Origin of the sequence: Phenylobacterium sp. (genome assembly GCF_030645195.1) — a bacterium.
Lineage (GTDB): Bacteria > Pseudomonadota > Alphaproteobacteria > Caulobacterales > Caulobacteraceae > Phenylobacterium.
Genome location: NZ_JAUSLW010000055.1, coordinates 15,975 through 30,147, shown reverse-complemented (window position 1 = coordinate 30,147; position 14,173 = coordinate 15,975). Strand labels below are relative to the sequence as shown.

Sequence of the window (14,173 nt, the reverse complement as noted above, 5' to 3'; positions counted from 1 at the left end):
TGGTCAACGACCGCGACAATCCCAACGCCACCTGCGAGGGCGGGATCGACGGCCTGCTGCAGGCCCCCGACAGCGCCGAACTTGAGCGGCGGCTCACGCAGCGGGTGGTGGCCGTCGTCGCCTGGCTGAAGCTGCATCCGGAGTATGACCGCATGTCCTATGGCGACGCGATCTGGGCCGGGCTGAAGGGCGTCTACTGCCGCTGAGCGGCGCGGGCGGCGAGCGCGGGTTAGGGCCAGCTTCGCCGGCCCGTGATAGGCTGAACGCCCGGTCCGCCTCGGAGGTCGCCATGCGCCTGTTGCCTGTCCTCGCCCTGGCCCTGCTGGCGGCGACGCCGGCCTGGGCCGGATCGTCCTGGCCCGAGGAAGCCGCCGTGATGGAGGCCACCGGGCGGGCCTTCGTGGCCGGGCGCATGCAGCACGATCCCGCCGCCGCCCTGGCCCTGTGCAAGGGCGTCGAGGACCACTACAGCGCCCGGGGCGGCTATCTGGCGGCCCTGGTGGAGCGCTGCTACGCCAACAGCCAGGACGACAAGGCGGTGTCCTGCCAGCGCTACGCCCGGGCGATCGCCCTGTGGAACGGGCCGCCCGGCCCCCGCCCCGATCCCGACTATCAGGAAACCCGGGACGGAATCCTGGCGAACCTCGTCGAATGGCAGGCGAAGAACTGCGCCTGACGGCGTCTATGTTCTCTTTTTGTTCTTGCGCAAACGCCGGCCTGCGTGGCAAGCTTGGCTGGTGTCCAAGTTCGATGAGAATTGGTCCCGTGAGAATCCCTGGCGGCCGCCGCGGGAGCGGTGCGTGCCGGATTTCGATCGCACGGGCGGGTGGAAGCCCTCGGCCTATCGGCCCGCCATCGGCCGCGTGATCCTGGCCCGCGTCGAGGTCGGCGAGACCATCACCTCCATCGTGGCCGATCCGGAGATGCCGTGCCGGGCGACCCTGTACCGGTGGCTGGCGATGCACGAGGACTTCGCCGCCGACTATGCCGACGTCCGCCGCGTGCTGGCGGAGAACGCCCTGTGGTCGCGCGACCAGGACGACGCCGCGCGGCGGGTCTATGCGGCGCGGATGCGGGGCCGGCCGCATCGGGGCGGACAGAAGACCCGCTACACCCTGTGCCGGGCCTGGGCCTTCTGCGAGGCGGTGGCGGCGGGGATGACCCTGGCCGACATGGCGGGCGACCCGGCCCTGCCGACCCCGAAGATGGTCTATCGCTGGCTGCGGCAGAGGCCGGAGTTTCGGGCGATGTACGAGCGCGCCCGGGCCGCCCAGCGGCTGAACCTGCAGCTGGACATCGATCAGGTGGTGGACCGCGCCACCCCCTTCAACCTGGCCGCCGCCAAGCGCGAGGTCGCCTGGCTGCAGGGCCGCATCGGGCGGCTGACGCCCAAGCTCTATCGGACCCGGCTCTAGGCGACCGATCCTTAACCGCTTGGGGGATAGGGCTGGAGGCCTTTCTCGCCCCCGGAGCCTCGCCCCATGCCCCGCCCCGCCCCCTGCGCCGGTTGCCGCGATGGCGAGGCCATGGACTTTTCCATCGCCATGGCCTTCCAGCCGATCATCGACCTGGAGACCGGCGCCCCCTTCGCCTATGAGGCCCTGGTGCGCGGCGCGAACGGGGAGTCGGCGGGCAGCGTGCTGGCCCAGGTGACGCCGGAGAACCGCTACGCCTTCGACCAGCAGTGCCGGGTCCAGGCCATCCAGGGGGCGGCGCGGGCCGGGCTGCTGGACGGGCCGGCCAGGCTCTCCATCAACTTCCTGCCCAATGCGGTCTATTCACCCCAGGCCTGCATCCAGCTGACCCTGGCCACCGCCGCGGCCCTGGACTTCCCCACCGAGCGGCTGATCTTCGAGTTCACCGAGAACGAGGAGATGACCGATCCGGCCCACGTGGCCAATATCGTGGCCAGCTACCAGAAGATGGGCTTCGGCGTGGCCCTGGACGACTTCGGGGCCGGTCATGCGGGGCTGAACCTGCTGGCCCAGTTCCAGCCCGACATCATCAAGCTGGACATGGAGCTGATCCGCGGCCTGGACCAGAGCCTGCCGCGGAAGATCATCGTCGAGGGGGTGGTGAAGATGTGCGCCGCGCTCGGGGTCGCGGTGATCGCCGAGGGGATCGAGACGGACGGGGAACTGGAGGCCCTGCGGGCGATGGGGGTGCGCTACATCCAGGGCTTCCTGCTGGCCAGGCCGGGGTTCCAGAGCCTGCCGGTGGTGGCGCCGGAACGGGTCCGCCGCGCGGCTTGACCCTCGTCAAGGCAGGCCCCGGCGCGGGGTCCCAGGATCGCGCGAGATTCGGAGACGCGTCATGGGCAACCTGTTCTACAAGCTGAGCGCCATCGTCACCGCCCTGGTGGGGCTGGGGCTCGCGGCCTTCGCCCTGACGGCGGCCTATCGCACCGACGACGACTGGGCCCGCGTGCTGTTCACCCTGGGCATGCCCGCCAGCCTGCTGCTGCCGGCCCTGGGGGCCCTGCTGGTGACCGCAGGCGTGCTGATGTTCCGCCACGCCCTGAAGCAGACCGAGCGGCCGTCCTAGACCTTGCGGGGAACGTCCGCGGCGTGAGGGGGTTGTCGTGTCTGCTCCCCCAACACGAAGGACGACCCCATGAAAGTCAGTGAAGCCATGACCGCTCAGGTGGTGACCGCCGCGCCGGCCGACAGCGTGCAGAAGGTCGCCGGGATCATGCTGAACATCGATTCAGGCGCGGTGCCGATCGTCGAGGACGGCAAGGTCGTCGGCCTGGTCACCGACCGCGACATCGTCCTGCAGGTGGTGGCCAAGGGCGGCCAGCTCTCCACCCCGGTCAGCGACGTGATGAGCGGCGAGGTCCAGACCTGCAAGGAAGACGACAGCCTGGCCGACGCCGCGGCCCAGATGGCCAGTCACCAGATCCGCCGCCTGGTGGTGGCCAACGACACCGGCAAGCTGGTGGGCATCCTGTCGCTCGGCGACATCGCCACCGACTACGGCGCCAAGGCGGTGGGCAAGACCCTCGAAGAGATCTCCACCGACAACGACGCGTAACTAGGGTCTAGGCGGATAGGGGTGGAGGGTTCCGTCGGGGTCCTCTACTTGGCCGTCGTGGCCCAGATAGTCCGGCCCCACCGGGACCTTGCCATGGCCGCCGGGGATATCCAGCACATAGGTCGGCTGGGCTAACCCTGAGAGCCGGCCGCGAAGTTCCCGCATCACCGCCTGGCCTTCGGCGAGCGTGGTGCGCAGATGGCTGGCGCCGCGGGCGAGGTCTCCATGGTGCAGGTAGTAGGGCTTGATCCGCGTCTCCACCATGGCCCGTAGCAGGGCGTCGAGCACCGCCGGGTCGTCATTGACGCCCCTTAGCAGCACCGTCTGGCCCACCATGGGGATGCCGGCGTCCACCAGCCTGGCGCAGGCGGCCCGCGCCGCGGGGGTCAGCTCGGCGGCGTGGTTGGCATGCAGGGCGACATAGACCGCCTTGACCGGGACCTTGAGGGCGGCCACCAGCTCATCGGTGACGGCGGCCGGATCGACGGCCGGGACGCGGGTGTGCAGGCGAATGACCTTCACATGCTCGATCTTGGCCAGCCGCCCCATGATGTCGCGCAGTCGGCGCGGCGACAGCACCAGGGGATCGCCGCCGGTGAGGATCACCTCCCAGATCTCGGGGCGCCCGGCGATGTAGGCGACGGCGGCGTCCAGCGCCTGGGGCGAGAGGGCCGGGACATCGCCGGTGGGCCCCACCATCTCGCGGCGGAAGCAGAACCGGCAATAGACCGCGCAGGTGTGGGTGACCTTCAGCAGCACCCGGTCGGGATAGCGGTGGACGATCCCCTCCACGGGCATGTGGGTCAGATCGCCGATGGGGTCGGCGTCCTCGCCGGGCAGGACGGTGAGCTCGGCCACGTCGGGCAGGAACTGGCGGGCGACGCCCGGTTCCCCCATCAGTTCGGCCATGGCCGGTGTGATCGCCACGGCGTACTGCGCCGCCACGCGCTCAAGAGCCGGCAGGCGCTCGGCCTCCAGGAGGCCGGCCTCAACGAGGGCCGGAAGGGTGCGGAGGGTGGCGGTCACGGGCGGCCCCTATGACGCAAACAGGCGCGGGGGGCAATGTTGTCGGGCGAGCTTGGCCGTGGCACCTCTTGGGGATTCTTGCCCGATCCCATTTCCTGAAGAGACCCCGCGATGCAGATCATCGACTTCGAGTGCGACACCCCCACCAAGGAGGCCGTCGAGGACACCGTGCGGCTCATCAAGTCCGGCCGCGGCTTCGACAAGGAGGGCTACGCCCAGCAGATGGCGCCCGGCTGGGCCGCCCAGATCGGCATGTCCCTGGAGGAATTCAATGAGGCCAAACAGACCATCGGCCTGACGGCGCTGGCGCTGAAGCTGTGCGAAGTCGACATGACCAAGGCGATGACGCACGCGCAGGTCATCGCCATGCTGGACCAGGCCGGCGTGGCCATGGCCTGCATCGGCAATGCGGGCCGCCGGGCCAGCAATGAGGACGTCGCCGCCTTCGCCGCCGAATATCCCGACCGGCTGATCCCCTGGTTCCGCATCTGGGGCGACGAGGGGGAGGCCGGGGTCGCCAAGCTGGAGCACGGGGTGCGCGAGCTGGGCGTGAAGGGCTTCGAGATCAGCTCCTACCGCGAGCAGCGCTACATCAACGATCCCGTCTACCGGCCCTTCCTCGCCAAGTGCGTGGAGCTGAACATCCCGGTGCGGATCACCGTCGGCGTCCACCTGCTGTCGGACCGCCCCTACGACTACGCCCACCCGAAATATATCGACGAACTGGCCATCGCCTTCCCCGACCTGAGGATCGTGTCCGGCCTCGGCGGCTATCCCTGGATCCCCGACATGGTGGCGATCGCCGGGCGGCACCGGAACGTCTACATCGACTTCGCCTGCCGCCGCGTGAAGTACATGCTCTCGCCGGGCGCCGGCTACGAGGCCCTGATTTATTACGGAGCCCGCGGCCTGCAGGACAAGATCATCTTCGGCTCCGGCTGGGGCACCTCGATGGTTCCGCTGGTGCAGCTGGTGGCGGAGACCGACGAGCTGCCGCTGAAGGCCGACGTGCGGGCCAAGTGGATGGGGGGGAACGCGGCGCGGGTGTTGGGGCTGTAGGGGATGGACGAGACTCGGGACCTCTCCCTCTGGAAGCAGAACCTCGGCGCCGTACCCGACTGGGTGTGGGGGCGGACGGCGCTGGAGACCCTGGTCCTGGCCGACAATGGGCTGACGGCGCTGCCGGACGGCGTCGGGCGGCTGAAGGCCCTGCGGATGCTGGACCTGGGGCACAACGCGCTCACCGAACTGCCCGAGGCCCTGGGGGAGATCGAGGGGTTGCGGGACTTCCTCTACCTGCACGACAACCGGCTGACCGCCCTGCCCGCCTCCCTCGCGCGGATGACCCGGCTGCGCTACCTGAACCTCAGCGAGAACCCGTTCGAGGTCTTTCCCGAGGTGGTGACGGCGATGGCCGGGCTGCTGGAGCTGCGGATCACCGACACCCGCCTGGCGGCGGTCCCCGAGAGCCTCGGCCGGCTGTCGAACCTGCGCGAGCTGCACCTGCGCAACAACCGGCTCACGACCCTGCCGGCGGCGGTCGGCGACCTGACGGAGCTGCGGCAGCTGGACCTGCGCGGCAATCCGCTGACGAGCCTGCCGCAGGCCCTGGCGGCCCTGCCCCGGCTGGAAAAGCTGGACCTGCGCTGGGTGGCCCTGGAACCGCCGGCCTGGTTCGCCGACCTCGAGGCGCGGGGGTGCGCGATCTATCGGTGACGATAGAGACGCCCTAGCCCCCTCCGTCTCGGCGCTTTCGCGCCGATCCACCTCCCCCGGATCGCGCTGCGCGCTGGGGGAGGAATTGGAGCCCCGAAATTCCTCCTCCAGGCCGCAGGCCGGTTCGGGGGAGGTGGCGCGCGCAGATATGCGCGCGACGGAGGGGGTTAGGCCCGTTCTCTAAAGGCCGAGGGCCGCCGACGCTCGGCGAAGAGTGTCGTTCATCGCGCGGTCGTCCAGGCATCCGAAGTCGAAGACGCGAACCCGACGTTCATCGCCATGTATCCACTCGACGGTCAGGCCATCGGCATCGCTGATGAAGCTTCGACAGGCCTCGTCGGGGCGCAGGACGTCGTGGACGGGCCTGTAGGGTTCGAGACGTCGCTTGAAATCGGCGAACTGTTCCGGCGAAATCCGCCTGACGCTGCGTTTCCGCACCCAGGTCCTGTAGCTGCCCGCCCAGTGGCCGACGTCCATCCGAAGCTCACCGTCAGCGGCGACGACGAAGCTGGTGTTTTCGCACCGACCGCAGAAGGGCGGGCCCTGGGGCCGGAACGAAATCCGCTCGACCTCCGCCTTCGGGGCTGGAACCCGCGGCGTCGCACAACCCGCGAGCGTCAGCGCGGCGCACAGGCCCGCCACGACAAATCCGCTGTATGAGAAACGCCCGTTCATCGCGCGACGGTAGCACCCGGCAGCGAAAGTGAAATGCCGCCGCCCCCTTTCAGATATCCACCACGATCTTGCCGAAGTGGGTGTTCGACGCCTGGTGCCTGAAGGCGTCGGCGAGGTTTTCGAGGGGGAAGGACTTGTCGAGCACCGGGCGGTAGCCGGCGACGTCGATGGCGCGGATGAGGTCGAGCTGGTGGCGGCGGCTGCCGACCGTCAGGCCCTGGACCTTGAGCTGCTTGCCCATGATGGCGACGGTGGGGATCGGGCCGGCGTATCCGGCCAGGACGCCGATCACGGCGATGTGGCCGCCGTTGCGGGTGGCGTTGATGGACTCCGGCATGGTGCCCGAGCCGCCGATCTCCAGGATGTGGTCGACGCCGCGGCCGCCGGTGAGCTTGGCCGCCGCCGCGCCCCAGGCGGGCTCGGACTTGTAGTTGATCAGGTGGTCGGCCCCCAGCGCCTTCAGCCGCTCCAGCTTGGCGTCGGAGGAGGAGGTGGCGATGACGGTGCAGCCATAGGCCTTGGCGATCTGCAGGCCGTAGATGGAGACACCCCCCGTGCCCTGGACCAGCACCGTCTCGCCGCCCTTCAGCGCGCCGTCGGCCACCAGGGCGCGCCAGGCGGTGACGCCGGCGCAGGTGACGGTGGCGGCCTCCGCCGCGGTCCAGCCCTTGGGGGCGTGGGTGAAGCTGGTGGCGGCGGTGGTGATCATCTCGCGGGCATAGCCGTCGGCGCCGTCGCCGGGCACGCCGGAGAAGCCGCCGTCCGGCGCGTCGACGCCGTCCAGCCAGGCCGGGAAGAAGGTGGAGACCACCAGGTCGCCCACCGCGAACCCGCGCACGCCCTCGCCCACCGCCGTCACCTCGCCGGCGCCGTCGGACATGGGGATGCGGCCCTCCGGCGTCGCAATGGCGCCCAGGACCACCATGTAGTCGTGATAGTTCAGGGAGCTGGCCCGCAGGCGGACGCTGATCTCGCCAGGACCGGGGGGCTTGGCGTCCGCGATATCGGCATAGCGCAGGGTGTCGAGGCCGGTGGGGTGGACGGTCTGGATGGCCTTCATGGGTCTTCGCCTTGTGCTGGGGTGTCGCGTTGGCGGGCAATGAGGCGCGGCTCCCCTGGGGGAACGCAAGGGGGACTGAGCGGCGCGGGTTCACGCTCAGCGCTTCCCCGTTCACGTCATCCCGGGCGACCCGCAGGGGAGACCCGGGACCCAGGGGGATTGATCGCGGCCCCTGGGTCCCGGCTCTCCGCTTCGCTGCGGCCGGGATGACGATCTTGAGTCAGGCGATCGGCTGGTCGAACAGCAGCTGGCCCGCGAACCTTGCCGGGGGCGAGCCGAAGGACAGGATGCCGTCGTGGTAGCGCTTGAGGGTGAAGCTCTTGCCCCACTTGGCTTCCGCCTGCTTGCGCAGGGCCTTGTGCTCCTCCCAGCCGACGAAATAGGTGGGCAGCTGGGCCTGGCTGAGCTGGGCGCGGACCCATTTGCCGGCGGCCTCGCGCTCCTGCTGGAAGGCCTGGACGGTCATCAGCTTCATGGCGTCCTCGCGGCTGATGTTGTCGACGTGGACGGCCTGGTCCAGCAGGGCGTTGGCGCAGACCCGGAGCTGGAGCTTCAGGTGGACCAGCAGGTAGAGGGGGTCGCCGCCCAGATAGCCCTCGTCAGCCATGACGTCCTCGGCATAGCAGGCCCAGCCCTCCACGAAGGGGCCTGAGGAGAGCACCGCGCGCAGCACCGAGGGATAGGCGTTGGCGTGGGCCAGTTGCAGGTAGTGGCCGGGCATGGCCTCGTGGACGGTGACCTCCTGGATGCCCAGGCTGTTGTATTCGCGCAGGAAGCTGTCGGCCTGGGCGTCGGTCCAGTCGTCGGGGATCGGCGAGATCTTGTAGTAGGTCTGCTGGCCCTTATCGAGGGGGCCGGGCGCGTCGCAATAGGCCACGGCGACGCCGCGCTGGAACTCCGGCACCAGGCCGATCTTCACCGGGTCGCTGGGGACGGTGACGATGTTCTTTTCACGGACGAAGGCGGTGGCCTGAACCAGGCAGGCCTCGGCGGCCTCCACCAGCTTGGTGCGCGCGGGCTTGCGGGCATAGGCGTATTCGAGCGCCGCCTCGATGGCGGCCTGGCGCTGGGCGTCGGTGGGCGCAGCCGGGGTCGGCGGAGCGCCGGGCTTGCCGGCCAGGAATTTCGCCGAGATGTCGTACATGGTGGCCCGCAGCGCGGTCATCTCGGCGAGCGCCCGGGTCTTGATCTCGGCGCGGCTCAGCGGCGAGTTCAGCGCGAAGGCCAGCTTGGCGTCGTAGAGCGCCGCGCCTAGCCGGAACTCGCCCTTGGCGGCGGGGACCAGCACGGTCTCCAGCCATTTCTGATGCGCGTCGATGGCCGCCTTGCAGGTCTTGGCCGCGGCCTCCAGGCGGGCGCGGTCGGCGGGAGGCAGCTTGCCGGCGTCGGCGACGACCCCGTCCACCAGCGAATGCAGGCCCTTGTTCTGGCCCACCACGGTGTCGGCGTGGATCTTGGGCACGCGGGCGGGTTGGAGGTCGGCGCGGCACTGGGCCAGCAGGGCCGGCAGCTTCTCCATCCGCGCGGTGGCGCTGCGCAGGCGTGTCTCCAGGGGGGCGAATTCGCGGGCGGTCAGGGTGTAGAGGGCGCCGCCGGCCACGGCGTTCCAGGTGAGCGGGTCCCAGGCCCAGGGCTGCAGGGTCTGGGTGGTCCACAGATCTGCGCGGACCTGGTTCTCCAGGATCGCGGCGTCCACCTGGTTGGCGCGCGACAGTTGGGCGCGCGGCGTGGCCTGCAGGGCCGCCAGGGTCTCGGTCGCCAGCTTGACCACCGCGGCGCGACCGGCCGGGCCCATGTCATCGATCTCGGAGTCGAAGCGGTGGTCGCCGATCTGGGTGGCGCTGACCGGCGACAGGCGCATCGAGGCGTCGACCCAGCCCTTGGCCAGGGCCTCGAACTTGGCGTCGGCCGGGGTGGCGGCCAGGGCCAGGGCCCCGAAGCTGAAGGGGGCGGCGGCGGTCATGCCGAGCATGGTGCGGCGGGAGAAGTGGCTCATGACGTTTCCTGCGGGCCCTCAAGGGGGCGTTACATGGAGTGTTACCAGTCGAGTCGGCGCCGGGACAGATGGCGGATATCGTGGATGGCGCCGCGTCGGAGGAGGAAGCCGAACATGATCCAAGCGTCCTGCCATTGTGGCGCCGTGCGGATGGAGATCGACCAGGCGCCGCCGCAGGTGACCGATTGCAACTGCGGCCTCTGTCACAAGCTCGGCGTGCTGTGGGCCTATTACCAGCAGCCCCAGGTGCGGATGACCGGGGAGACCGTGGCCTATATGCAGGGCGACAGGACGCTCACCAGCCACCACTGCCCCACCTGCGGCTGCACCACCCATTGGCAGACGCTCAATCCCAAGTCCCAGCGCATGGCGGTGAACGCCCGGCTGATGCCGCCCGAACTGCTGGCGGGGATGACCGTGGAGAAGCTGGACGGGGCCCACGACTTCGAGGTGCTGGGTCACTACGCCTTTGGGACTTTGCCAACTGGCTAATTCATGGCAAAGGGGCCGCAAGCTCCACCGGAAGACCCGCCATGCCGACCTACGCCTTCGTCACCCTCGACGTCTTCACCGACCGCCCGTTCGGCGGCAATCCGCTGGCGGTGTTCACCGACGCCCGGGGGATGACCGACGCCCAGATGCTGGCCCTGGCCGGGGAGATGAACCTGTCGGAGACCACCTTCGTCCTGCCGCCGGAGAATCCCGCCCACACCGCCCGGGTGCGGATCTTCCACCGCAATGGTGAAATGCCCTTCGCCGGTCACCCCAGCATCGGCACCGGCTATGTCCTGGCCGCCATGGGGCATGAGGGCGCGCTCACCCTGGAGATGATCGCGGGCCTGGTGAAGGTGGACATCGACCGCGACGCCGCCGGCGCGCCCACCGGGGCGGTGATCGCCGCGCCCCAGGCGCTGACCACCGGGCGCGAGATTCCGCCGCAGGAAGTCGCGGCCTGCGCCGGCCTGGCGGTGGGCGACGTGGTGACCGCGACCCACGCCCCGGTCCTGGCGACGGTCGGCGTGCCCTTCATCATCGCGGAGGTTGGCGCCGAGGCCCTGAGCCGGGCCGAGCCCGACGTGGCCGCCTTCCGCAAGGCCGAGGCCGGACGCCCCGACCTGGCGGGCCGCTACTCCCTGCTGATCTATGTCCGCGAGGGCGAACAGATCCGGGCCCGCATGTTCGCGCCCCTGGCCGGAACCCACGAGGACCCGGCCACCGGGAGCGCCAACGCCACCCTGGCGGCCCTGCTGGTGTCCCTGTCCGGCGTCGACCAGGCCGCCTTCACCATCAGCCAGGGGGTGGAGATGGGGCGGCCCAGCGTGCTGAAGGCCGCGGCCCGGCGAACCCCCGACGGGGTGCGCGCCACGGTGGGCGGCGGCTGCGCGCCGATGTTCCGGGGCGAGGTGACGCTCTAGATTGGCATGTGCTTCGAACCGTCACGCTTGCGGCGGGGGGTGCGATACGCCAGATAAGCGACTGACTTGCAGGAGAGCGGCCCACCATGGCGCGGACACCCAACTACAGCTTCGAGCGGATGGAACGCGACAAGGCCAAGGCCGCCAAGGACGCCGTCAAGGCGCAGGCCAAGGCCGACAAGAAGGCCGCGGCCGCCGCCGAGAAGGCTCCGAAGGATTAGACCGCCTCAAGCCGCATCGTGCGGCTCAGCGCCTCGGCGATCTGCCGCGGGTGGTAGGGCTTGGCGATGAACTCCGAGCGGCAGACGCCCTCGGCTGCGTGACGGGCCCCCGCCGTGCCCGAGATGAACACCACGGCCAGGCTCGGATAAGCCTCACGGGCGGACCGGGCGACCTCGAACCCGTCGGGGCCCTCCCCCAGATCGATGTCGGTGACCAGGGCGGCCAGGGGCCGGAGGGCGCTCAGCGTGTCCAGGGCGCCCTGGGCGCTGTGAGCGCAGAGCACATTATATCCAAGCTCTCGCAGAGTGGTGCAGGTGTCCAAGCTGCACAGCGCGTCGTCATCGACGAACAGGATGGGGTCGTCGTCGACGAACGTAACGCGTTTCGGGAACATGACCTTCAAACCTCTAGGAGATTACTCAACCTCCAAGAGATGGATTGTATCCCTCGTGTTTGGATTATTTGGCGTATCGCCGACATTTCATGCTTAAGCTCCGCCAGTATTCGAACACTATTCAGGCCGAAATGCGCACCGGCAGGTATTCGTAGCCCTTCACGAAGTTGGAGGTCAGGCGGCGCGGTTCGCCCACAACCTCGATGAGCGGGAAGCGCTTGAGCATCTCCTCCCAGACCACTCGCAGCTGCATCTCGGCCAGGCGCTGGCCGACGCAGCGGTGGACGCCGAAGCCGAAGGCCACGTGGTGGCGGGGCCGCTCGCGGTCGATGATGAAGGCGTCGGCGTCGGCGATGGCCGAGCCGTCGCGGTTGCCCGAGACATACCACATGGCCACCTTGTCCCCCTTCCTGATGGTCTTGCCGCCGATCTCCGCATCAGCCAGGGCGGTGCGGCGCATGTGGGCCACCGGGCTCTGGTAGCGGATGATCTCCGGAACCATGCTGGCGACGAGGCGCGGATCGGCGCGCAGCTTGGCGTACTGGTCGGGATTCTCGTTGAGGGCCAGCAGGCCGCCGGTGATGGAGTGGCGGGTGGTGTCGCTGCCGGCGACGATCAGCAGGACGAGGTTGCCGACGAACTTGTAGGGGTCGCCGCCGCCGTCGGTGGCCGGATCGTGCGCCAGCATGGAGATCAGGTCGTCATTGCGAGGCTTGGCGGCGCGCTCGGCGAAGATCCCCACCAGCCTGCCGAAGGTGGCCATCAGTTCGGCCTGGCGGGCGGGCTCCCCGGCCGGCGAGCCGCCGCCGAGGATGGGGGCGGCCAGCAGCAGGTCCGAGGCCCGCGGCAGCAGCCGCCGCTCCTCGAAGGGGAAGTCCATCAGGGTGGCGAGCATCTGGGCGGTGAGCTCGACGGAGACGCGGTCGACGAAGTCGAAGGTCTCGCCGCGCGGCAGCTCGTCGAGGATGGCGCCGGCGCGGCTGCGGATCAGCGGCTCCATGGCCGCCATGGAGCCTGAGGTGAACATCGGGGTGACCACCCTGCGCTGGGCCTCGTGTCGCGGACTGTCCTGGCTGATGAAGCTGGCGCCGGCGGCGGACTCGTAGGAATCGCCGAGCGCGATGCCGCCCTGCTCGGAGGAGGAGGAGAACGTGTTGTGGTCGCCGTCGACGGCGACGATGTCCTCGAACCGGGTCACCGACCAGTAGGGTCCAAAGTCGCTGGCGGGGCAGTAGTGGACCGGGTCCTCGGCCCGCAGGCGCTCGAACCACGGCCAGTGGGTGTCGGTGCGGAACAGCTCCGGGTCGCCGACGTGGAAGGCCTCCAGCGGGGTGGCGTAGGCCTTCTCGCGGGCCTCCGCAGCGATACGCGACGCGCCGTCGGCCATGGCGGCCTCCCTCGGATTGCGCGGCCCTGAGCTTGACCGTCGTTATGCCGATCAGAGACCATCGCCGGCTCCCTGTCCATTGTCGGAGGCGCCCATGCCCGGCCGCATCATCCTGCTCACCGGACCGCCGGGGGCGGGCAAGACCACGGTGGCCCCCCTGCTCTGCGCCAACGCGCCGGGGCCGCTGGCCGTCCACCTGCACACCGACGAATTCTACAGGGCCATCAAGAAGGGCTGGCTGGCCCCTTGGACGCCGGAGTCCCACCCGCAGAACCTGATCGTGGTGGCGGCCATGGTGGGGGCGGCGGTGACCTATGCGAAGGGCGGCTACGAGGTGGTGGCCGACGGCATCGTCACCGACTGGGTCAAGCAGGCCTTCGTCGAGGGCGCGCGGGGGGCGGAGCTGGTCCTGGACTTCGTGGTCCTGATCCCCGGTCAGGCGACCGCGGCGGCGCGGGCGCGGGACCGGACCGACGATCCGGTGACCGACTACAGCCCCTATGTGGCGCTCTACGAGCTGTTCGCCGCCGAGGACCCGGCCCACGCCATCGACAGCGGCGGCCTCACCCTACCGGCCCTGGCCGAGCGGGTGCGCGAGGGGATCGAGGCGGGGCGGTTCGCCCTGGCGCCCTCTCCGGCTTAGAGCGGGAAGGTCAGCCGGGCGGTGACGCCGTCCTCAGAGGTGAGGGAGAACTCGCCGCGCACCTGGGCGGCCAGGCTGCGGATGAACCACAGTCCGAAGCGCTCGCGCGCCGCCGGCGACCCCGGGGCGAAGCCGCAGCCGTCGTCGCGCACCGTCAGCTCGTAGCGGCCGTCCTGCGTCTTCAGGAGGCTGAGCTCGACCATGCCGGGCCGGTCCTCGGGATAGCCGTGGGAGAGGGCGTTGCCCACCAGCTCCTGGGCGATCAGGGCCAGGGTGGAGGCCGCCGTGTCGGGGGCGAAGAGCTGGATAGCCGAGACCCGCACCTCGGCCCTGCGGGAGGCGTGGCGGCGACGCCAGACCGGCGCCATCTCGGCGAGGTAGGCGGTGAAGTCGACTCCCTGCGGGGTGCGATGACGTTCCAGGGCGCCCAGGGTGCCGATGGCGTCGGCCATCCACAGCAGCTGGCGGCGCGCCTCGGGCTCGGCGGCCCGCTGGCTGCGCATGCGGCCGAGCGCCGACATCAGCTGGAAGGTGTTGGCCATCCGGTGCCGCAGGTCCGAGGCGGCCCGCGCGTCCTGATCGTTGGTCTCGTCGCTCATGCAGCCG

Annotated in this window: 19 protein-coding genes; 12 read left to right on the top strand and 7 right to left on the bottom strand. The window is 70.0% G+C overall.

Annotated features, from left to right (window positions below):
• The 6 genes from Q7T09_RS04810 to Q7T09_RS04785 form a co-directional block, all read left to right on the top strand.
• Positions 1-206, top strand: a 206-nt coding sequence (locus tag Q7T09_RS04810) for a hypothetical protein (protein ID WP_304698073.1), incomplete at its 5' end; no start/stop codon positions are given.
• Positions 207-289: 83 nt separating this feature from the next.
• On the top strand, positions 290-676 hold the full coding sequence (locus tag Q7T09_RS04805; RefSeq protein ID WP_304698072.1) for a hypothetical protein: 387 nt from the start codon (positions 290-292) through the stop codon (positions 674-676).
• Positions 677-800: 124 nt separating this feature from the next.
• Positions 801-1,415 (top strand): hypothetical protein, encoded by a 615-nt coding sequence (locus Q7T09_RS04800; protein WP_304698071.1) that lies wholly within the window; start codon positions 801-803, stop codon positions 1,413-1,415.
• Positions 1,416-1,481: 66 nt separating this feature from the next.
• A complete protein-coding gene (locus tag Q7T09_RS04795; protein WP_304698069.1) occupies positions 1,482-2,252 on the top strand; it encodes an EAL domain-containing protein in 771 nt (256 codons plus the stop codon).
• A gap of 61 nt (positions 2,253-2,313) precedes the next feature.
• Positions 2,314-2,544, top strand: a complete 231-nt coding sequence (locus tag Q7T09_RS04790) for a hypothetical protein (RefSeq protein WP_304698067.1) — start codon at positions 2,314-2,316, stop codon at positions 2,542-2,544.
• Between the two features lie 69 nt (positions 2,545-2,613).
• Complete coding sequence (locus Q7T09_RS04785) at positions 2,614-3,033, top strand: CBS domain-containing protein (RefSeq protein WP_304698066.1); 420 nt, start codon at positions 2,614-2,616, stop codon at positions 3,031-3,033.
• On the opposite strand, the gene Q7T09_RS04780 is transcribed toward Q7T09_RS04785, so the two are convergent.
• Positions 3,034-4,059, bottom strand: coding sequence for a lysine-2,3-aminomutase-like protein (locus Q7T09_RS04780; protein WP_304698065.1), 1,026 nt, complete (start codon positions 4,057-4,059; stop codon positions 3,034-3,036).
• A gap of 111 nt (positions 4,060-4,170) precedes the next feature.
• On the opposite strand from Q7T09_RS04780, the gene Q7T09_RS04775 reads away from it, so the two are divergent.
• The gene (locus Q7T09_RS04775; protein ID WP_304698063.1) at positions 4,171-5,118 is read left to right on the top strand and encodes an amidohydrolase family protein; all 948 of its coding nucleotides are present in this window, start codon (positions 4,171-4,173) and stop codon (positions 5,116-5,118) included.
• A gap of 3 nt (positions 5,119-5,121) precedes the next feature.
• Positions 5,122-5,775, top strand: a complete 654-nt coding sequence (locus Q7T09_RS04770; protein WP_304698061.1) for a leucine-rich repeat domain-containing protein — start codon at positions 5,122-5,124, stop codon at positions 5,773-5,775.
• Positions 5,776-5,955: 180 nt separating this feature from the next.
• Here Q7T09_RS04770 and Q7T09_RS04765 read toward each other — a convergent pair whose 3' ends face one another.
• The 3 genes from Q7T09_RS04765 to Q7T09_RS04755 all read right to left on the bottom strand — a co-directional run bounded on the left by Q7T09_RS04765 (position 5,956) and on the right by Q7T09_RS04755 (position 9,506).
• Positions 5,956-6,417, bottom strand: a complete 462-nt coding sequence (locus Q7T09_RS04765; RefSeq protein ID WP_304698060.1) for a hypothetical protein — start codon at positions 6,415-6,417, stop codon at positions 5,956-5,958.
• An 82-nt stretch (positions 6,418-6,499) separates the two neighbouring features.
• Positions 6,500-7,510, bottom strand: a complete 1,011-nt coding sequence (locus tag Q7T09_RS04760) for an NAD(P)-dependent alcohol dehydrogenase (protein ID WP_304698058.1) — start codon at positions 7,508-7,510, stop codon at positions 6,500-6,502.
• 220 nt (positions 7,511-7,730) lie between these two features.
• Positions 7,731-9,506 carry a DUF885 domain-containing protein gene (locus Q7T09_RS04755; RefSeq protein ID WP_304698057.1) on the bottom strand — a complete coding sequence of 592 codons (1,776 nt, stop codon included), beginning with the start codon at positions 9,504-9,506 and terminating at the stop codon, positions 7,731-7,733.
• A gap of 114 nt (positions 9,507-9,620) precedes the next feature.
• Here Q7T09_RS04755 and Q7T09_RS04750 point away from each other — a divergent pair, with 114 nt between their 5' ends.
• The 3 genes from Q7T09_RS04750 to Q7T09_RS04740 all read left to right on the top strand — a co-directional run bounded on the left by Q7T09_RS04750 (position 9,621) and on the right by Q7T09_RS04740 (position 11,142).
• Positions 9,621-9,998 carry a GFA family protein gene (locus Q7T09_RS04750; protein WP_304698056.1) on the top strand — a complete coding sequence of 126 codons (378 nt, stop codon included), beginning with the start codon at positions 9,621-9,623 and terminating at the stop codon, positions 9,996-9,998.
• A 41-nt stretch (positions 9,999-10,039) separates the two neighbouring features.
• The gene (locus Q7T09_RS04745; protein WP_304698055.1) at positions 10,040-10,921 is read left to right on the top strand and encodes a PhzF family phenazine biosynthesis protein; all 882 of its coding nucleotides are present in this window, start codon (positions 10,040-10,042) and stop codon (positions 10,919-10,921) included.
• An 86-nt stretch (positions 10,922-11,007) separates the two neighbouring features.
• Positions 11,008-11,142, top strand: coding sequence for a hypothetical protein (locus Q7T09_RS04740; RefSeq protein ID WP_304698054.1), 135 nt, complete (start codon positions 11,008-11,010; stop codon positions 11,140-11,142).
• Here Q7T09_RS04740 and Q7T09_RS04735 read toward each other — a convergent pair.
• Together Q7T09_RS04735 and Q7T09_RS04730 are read right to left on the bottom strand one after the other, a co-directional pair.
• Positions 11,139-11,537: a response regulator gene (locus Q7T09_RS04735; RefSeq protein WP_304698053.1), complete on the bottom strand. Its 399-nt coding sequence runs from the start codon at positions 11,535-11,537 to the stop codon at positions 11,139-11,141. The two genes, Q7T09_RS04740 and Q7T09_RS04735, sit on opposite strands and share 4 nt — an antisense overlap.
• Positions 11,538-11,658: 121 nt before the next feature.
• A complete protein-coding gene (locus tag Q7T09_RS04730) occupies positions 11,659-12,924 on the bottom strand; it encodes a cytochrome P450 (RefSeq protein WP_304698052.1) in 1,266 nt (421 codons plus the stop codon).
• Positions 12,925-13,018: 94 nt separating this feature from the next.
• Between Q7T09_RS04730 and Q7T09_RS04725 the strand changes: the two genes are divergently transcribed.
• A complete protein-coding gene (locus Q7T09_RS04725) occupies positions 13,019-13,567 on the top strand; it encodes an AAA family ATPase (RefSeq protein ID WP_304698051.1) in 549 nt (182 codons plus the stop codon).
• Here Q7T09_RS04725 and Q7T09_RS04720 read toward each other — a convergent pair.
• A complete protein-coding gene (locus Q7T09_RS04720) occupies positions 13,564-14,166 on the bottom strand; it encodes a sensor histidine kinase (RefSeq protein ID WP_304698050.1) in 603 nt (200 codons plus the stop codon). The two genes, Q7T09_RS04725 and Q7T09_RS04720, sit on opposite strands and share 4 nt — an antisense overlap.
• Positions 14,167-14,173 lie beyond the last annotated feature (7 nt).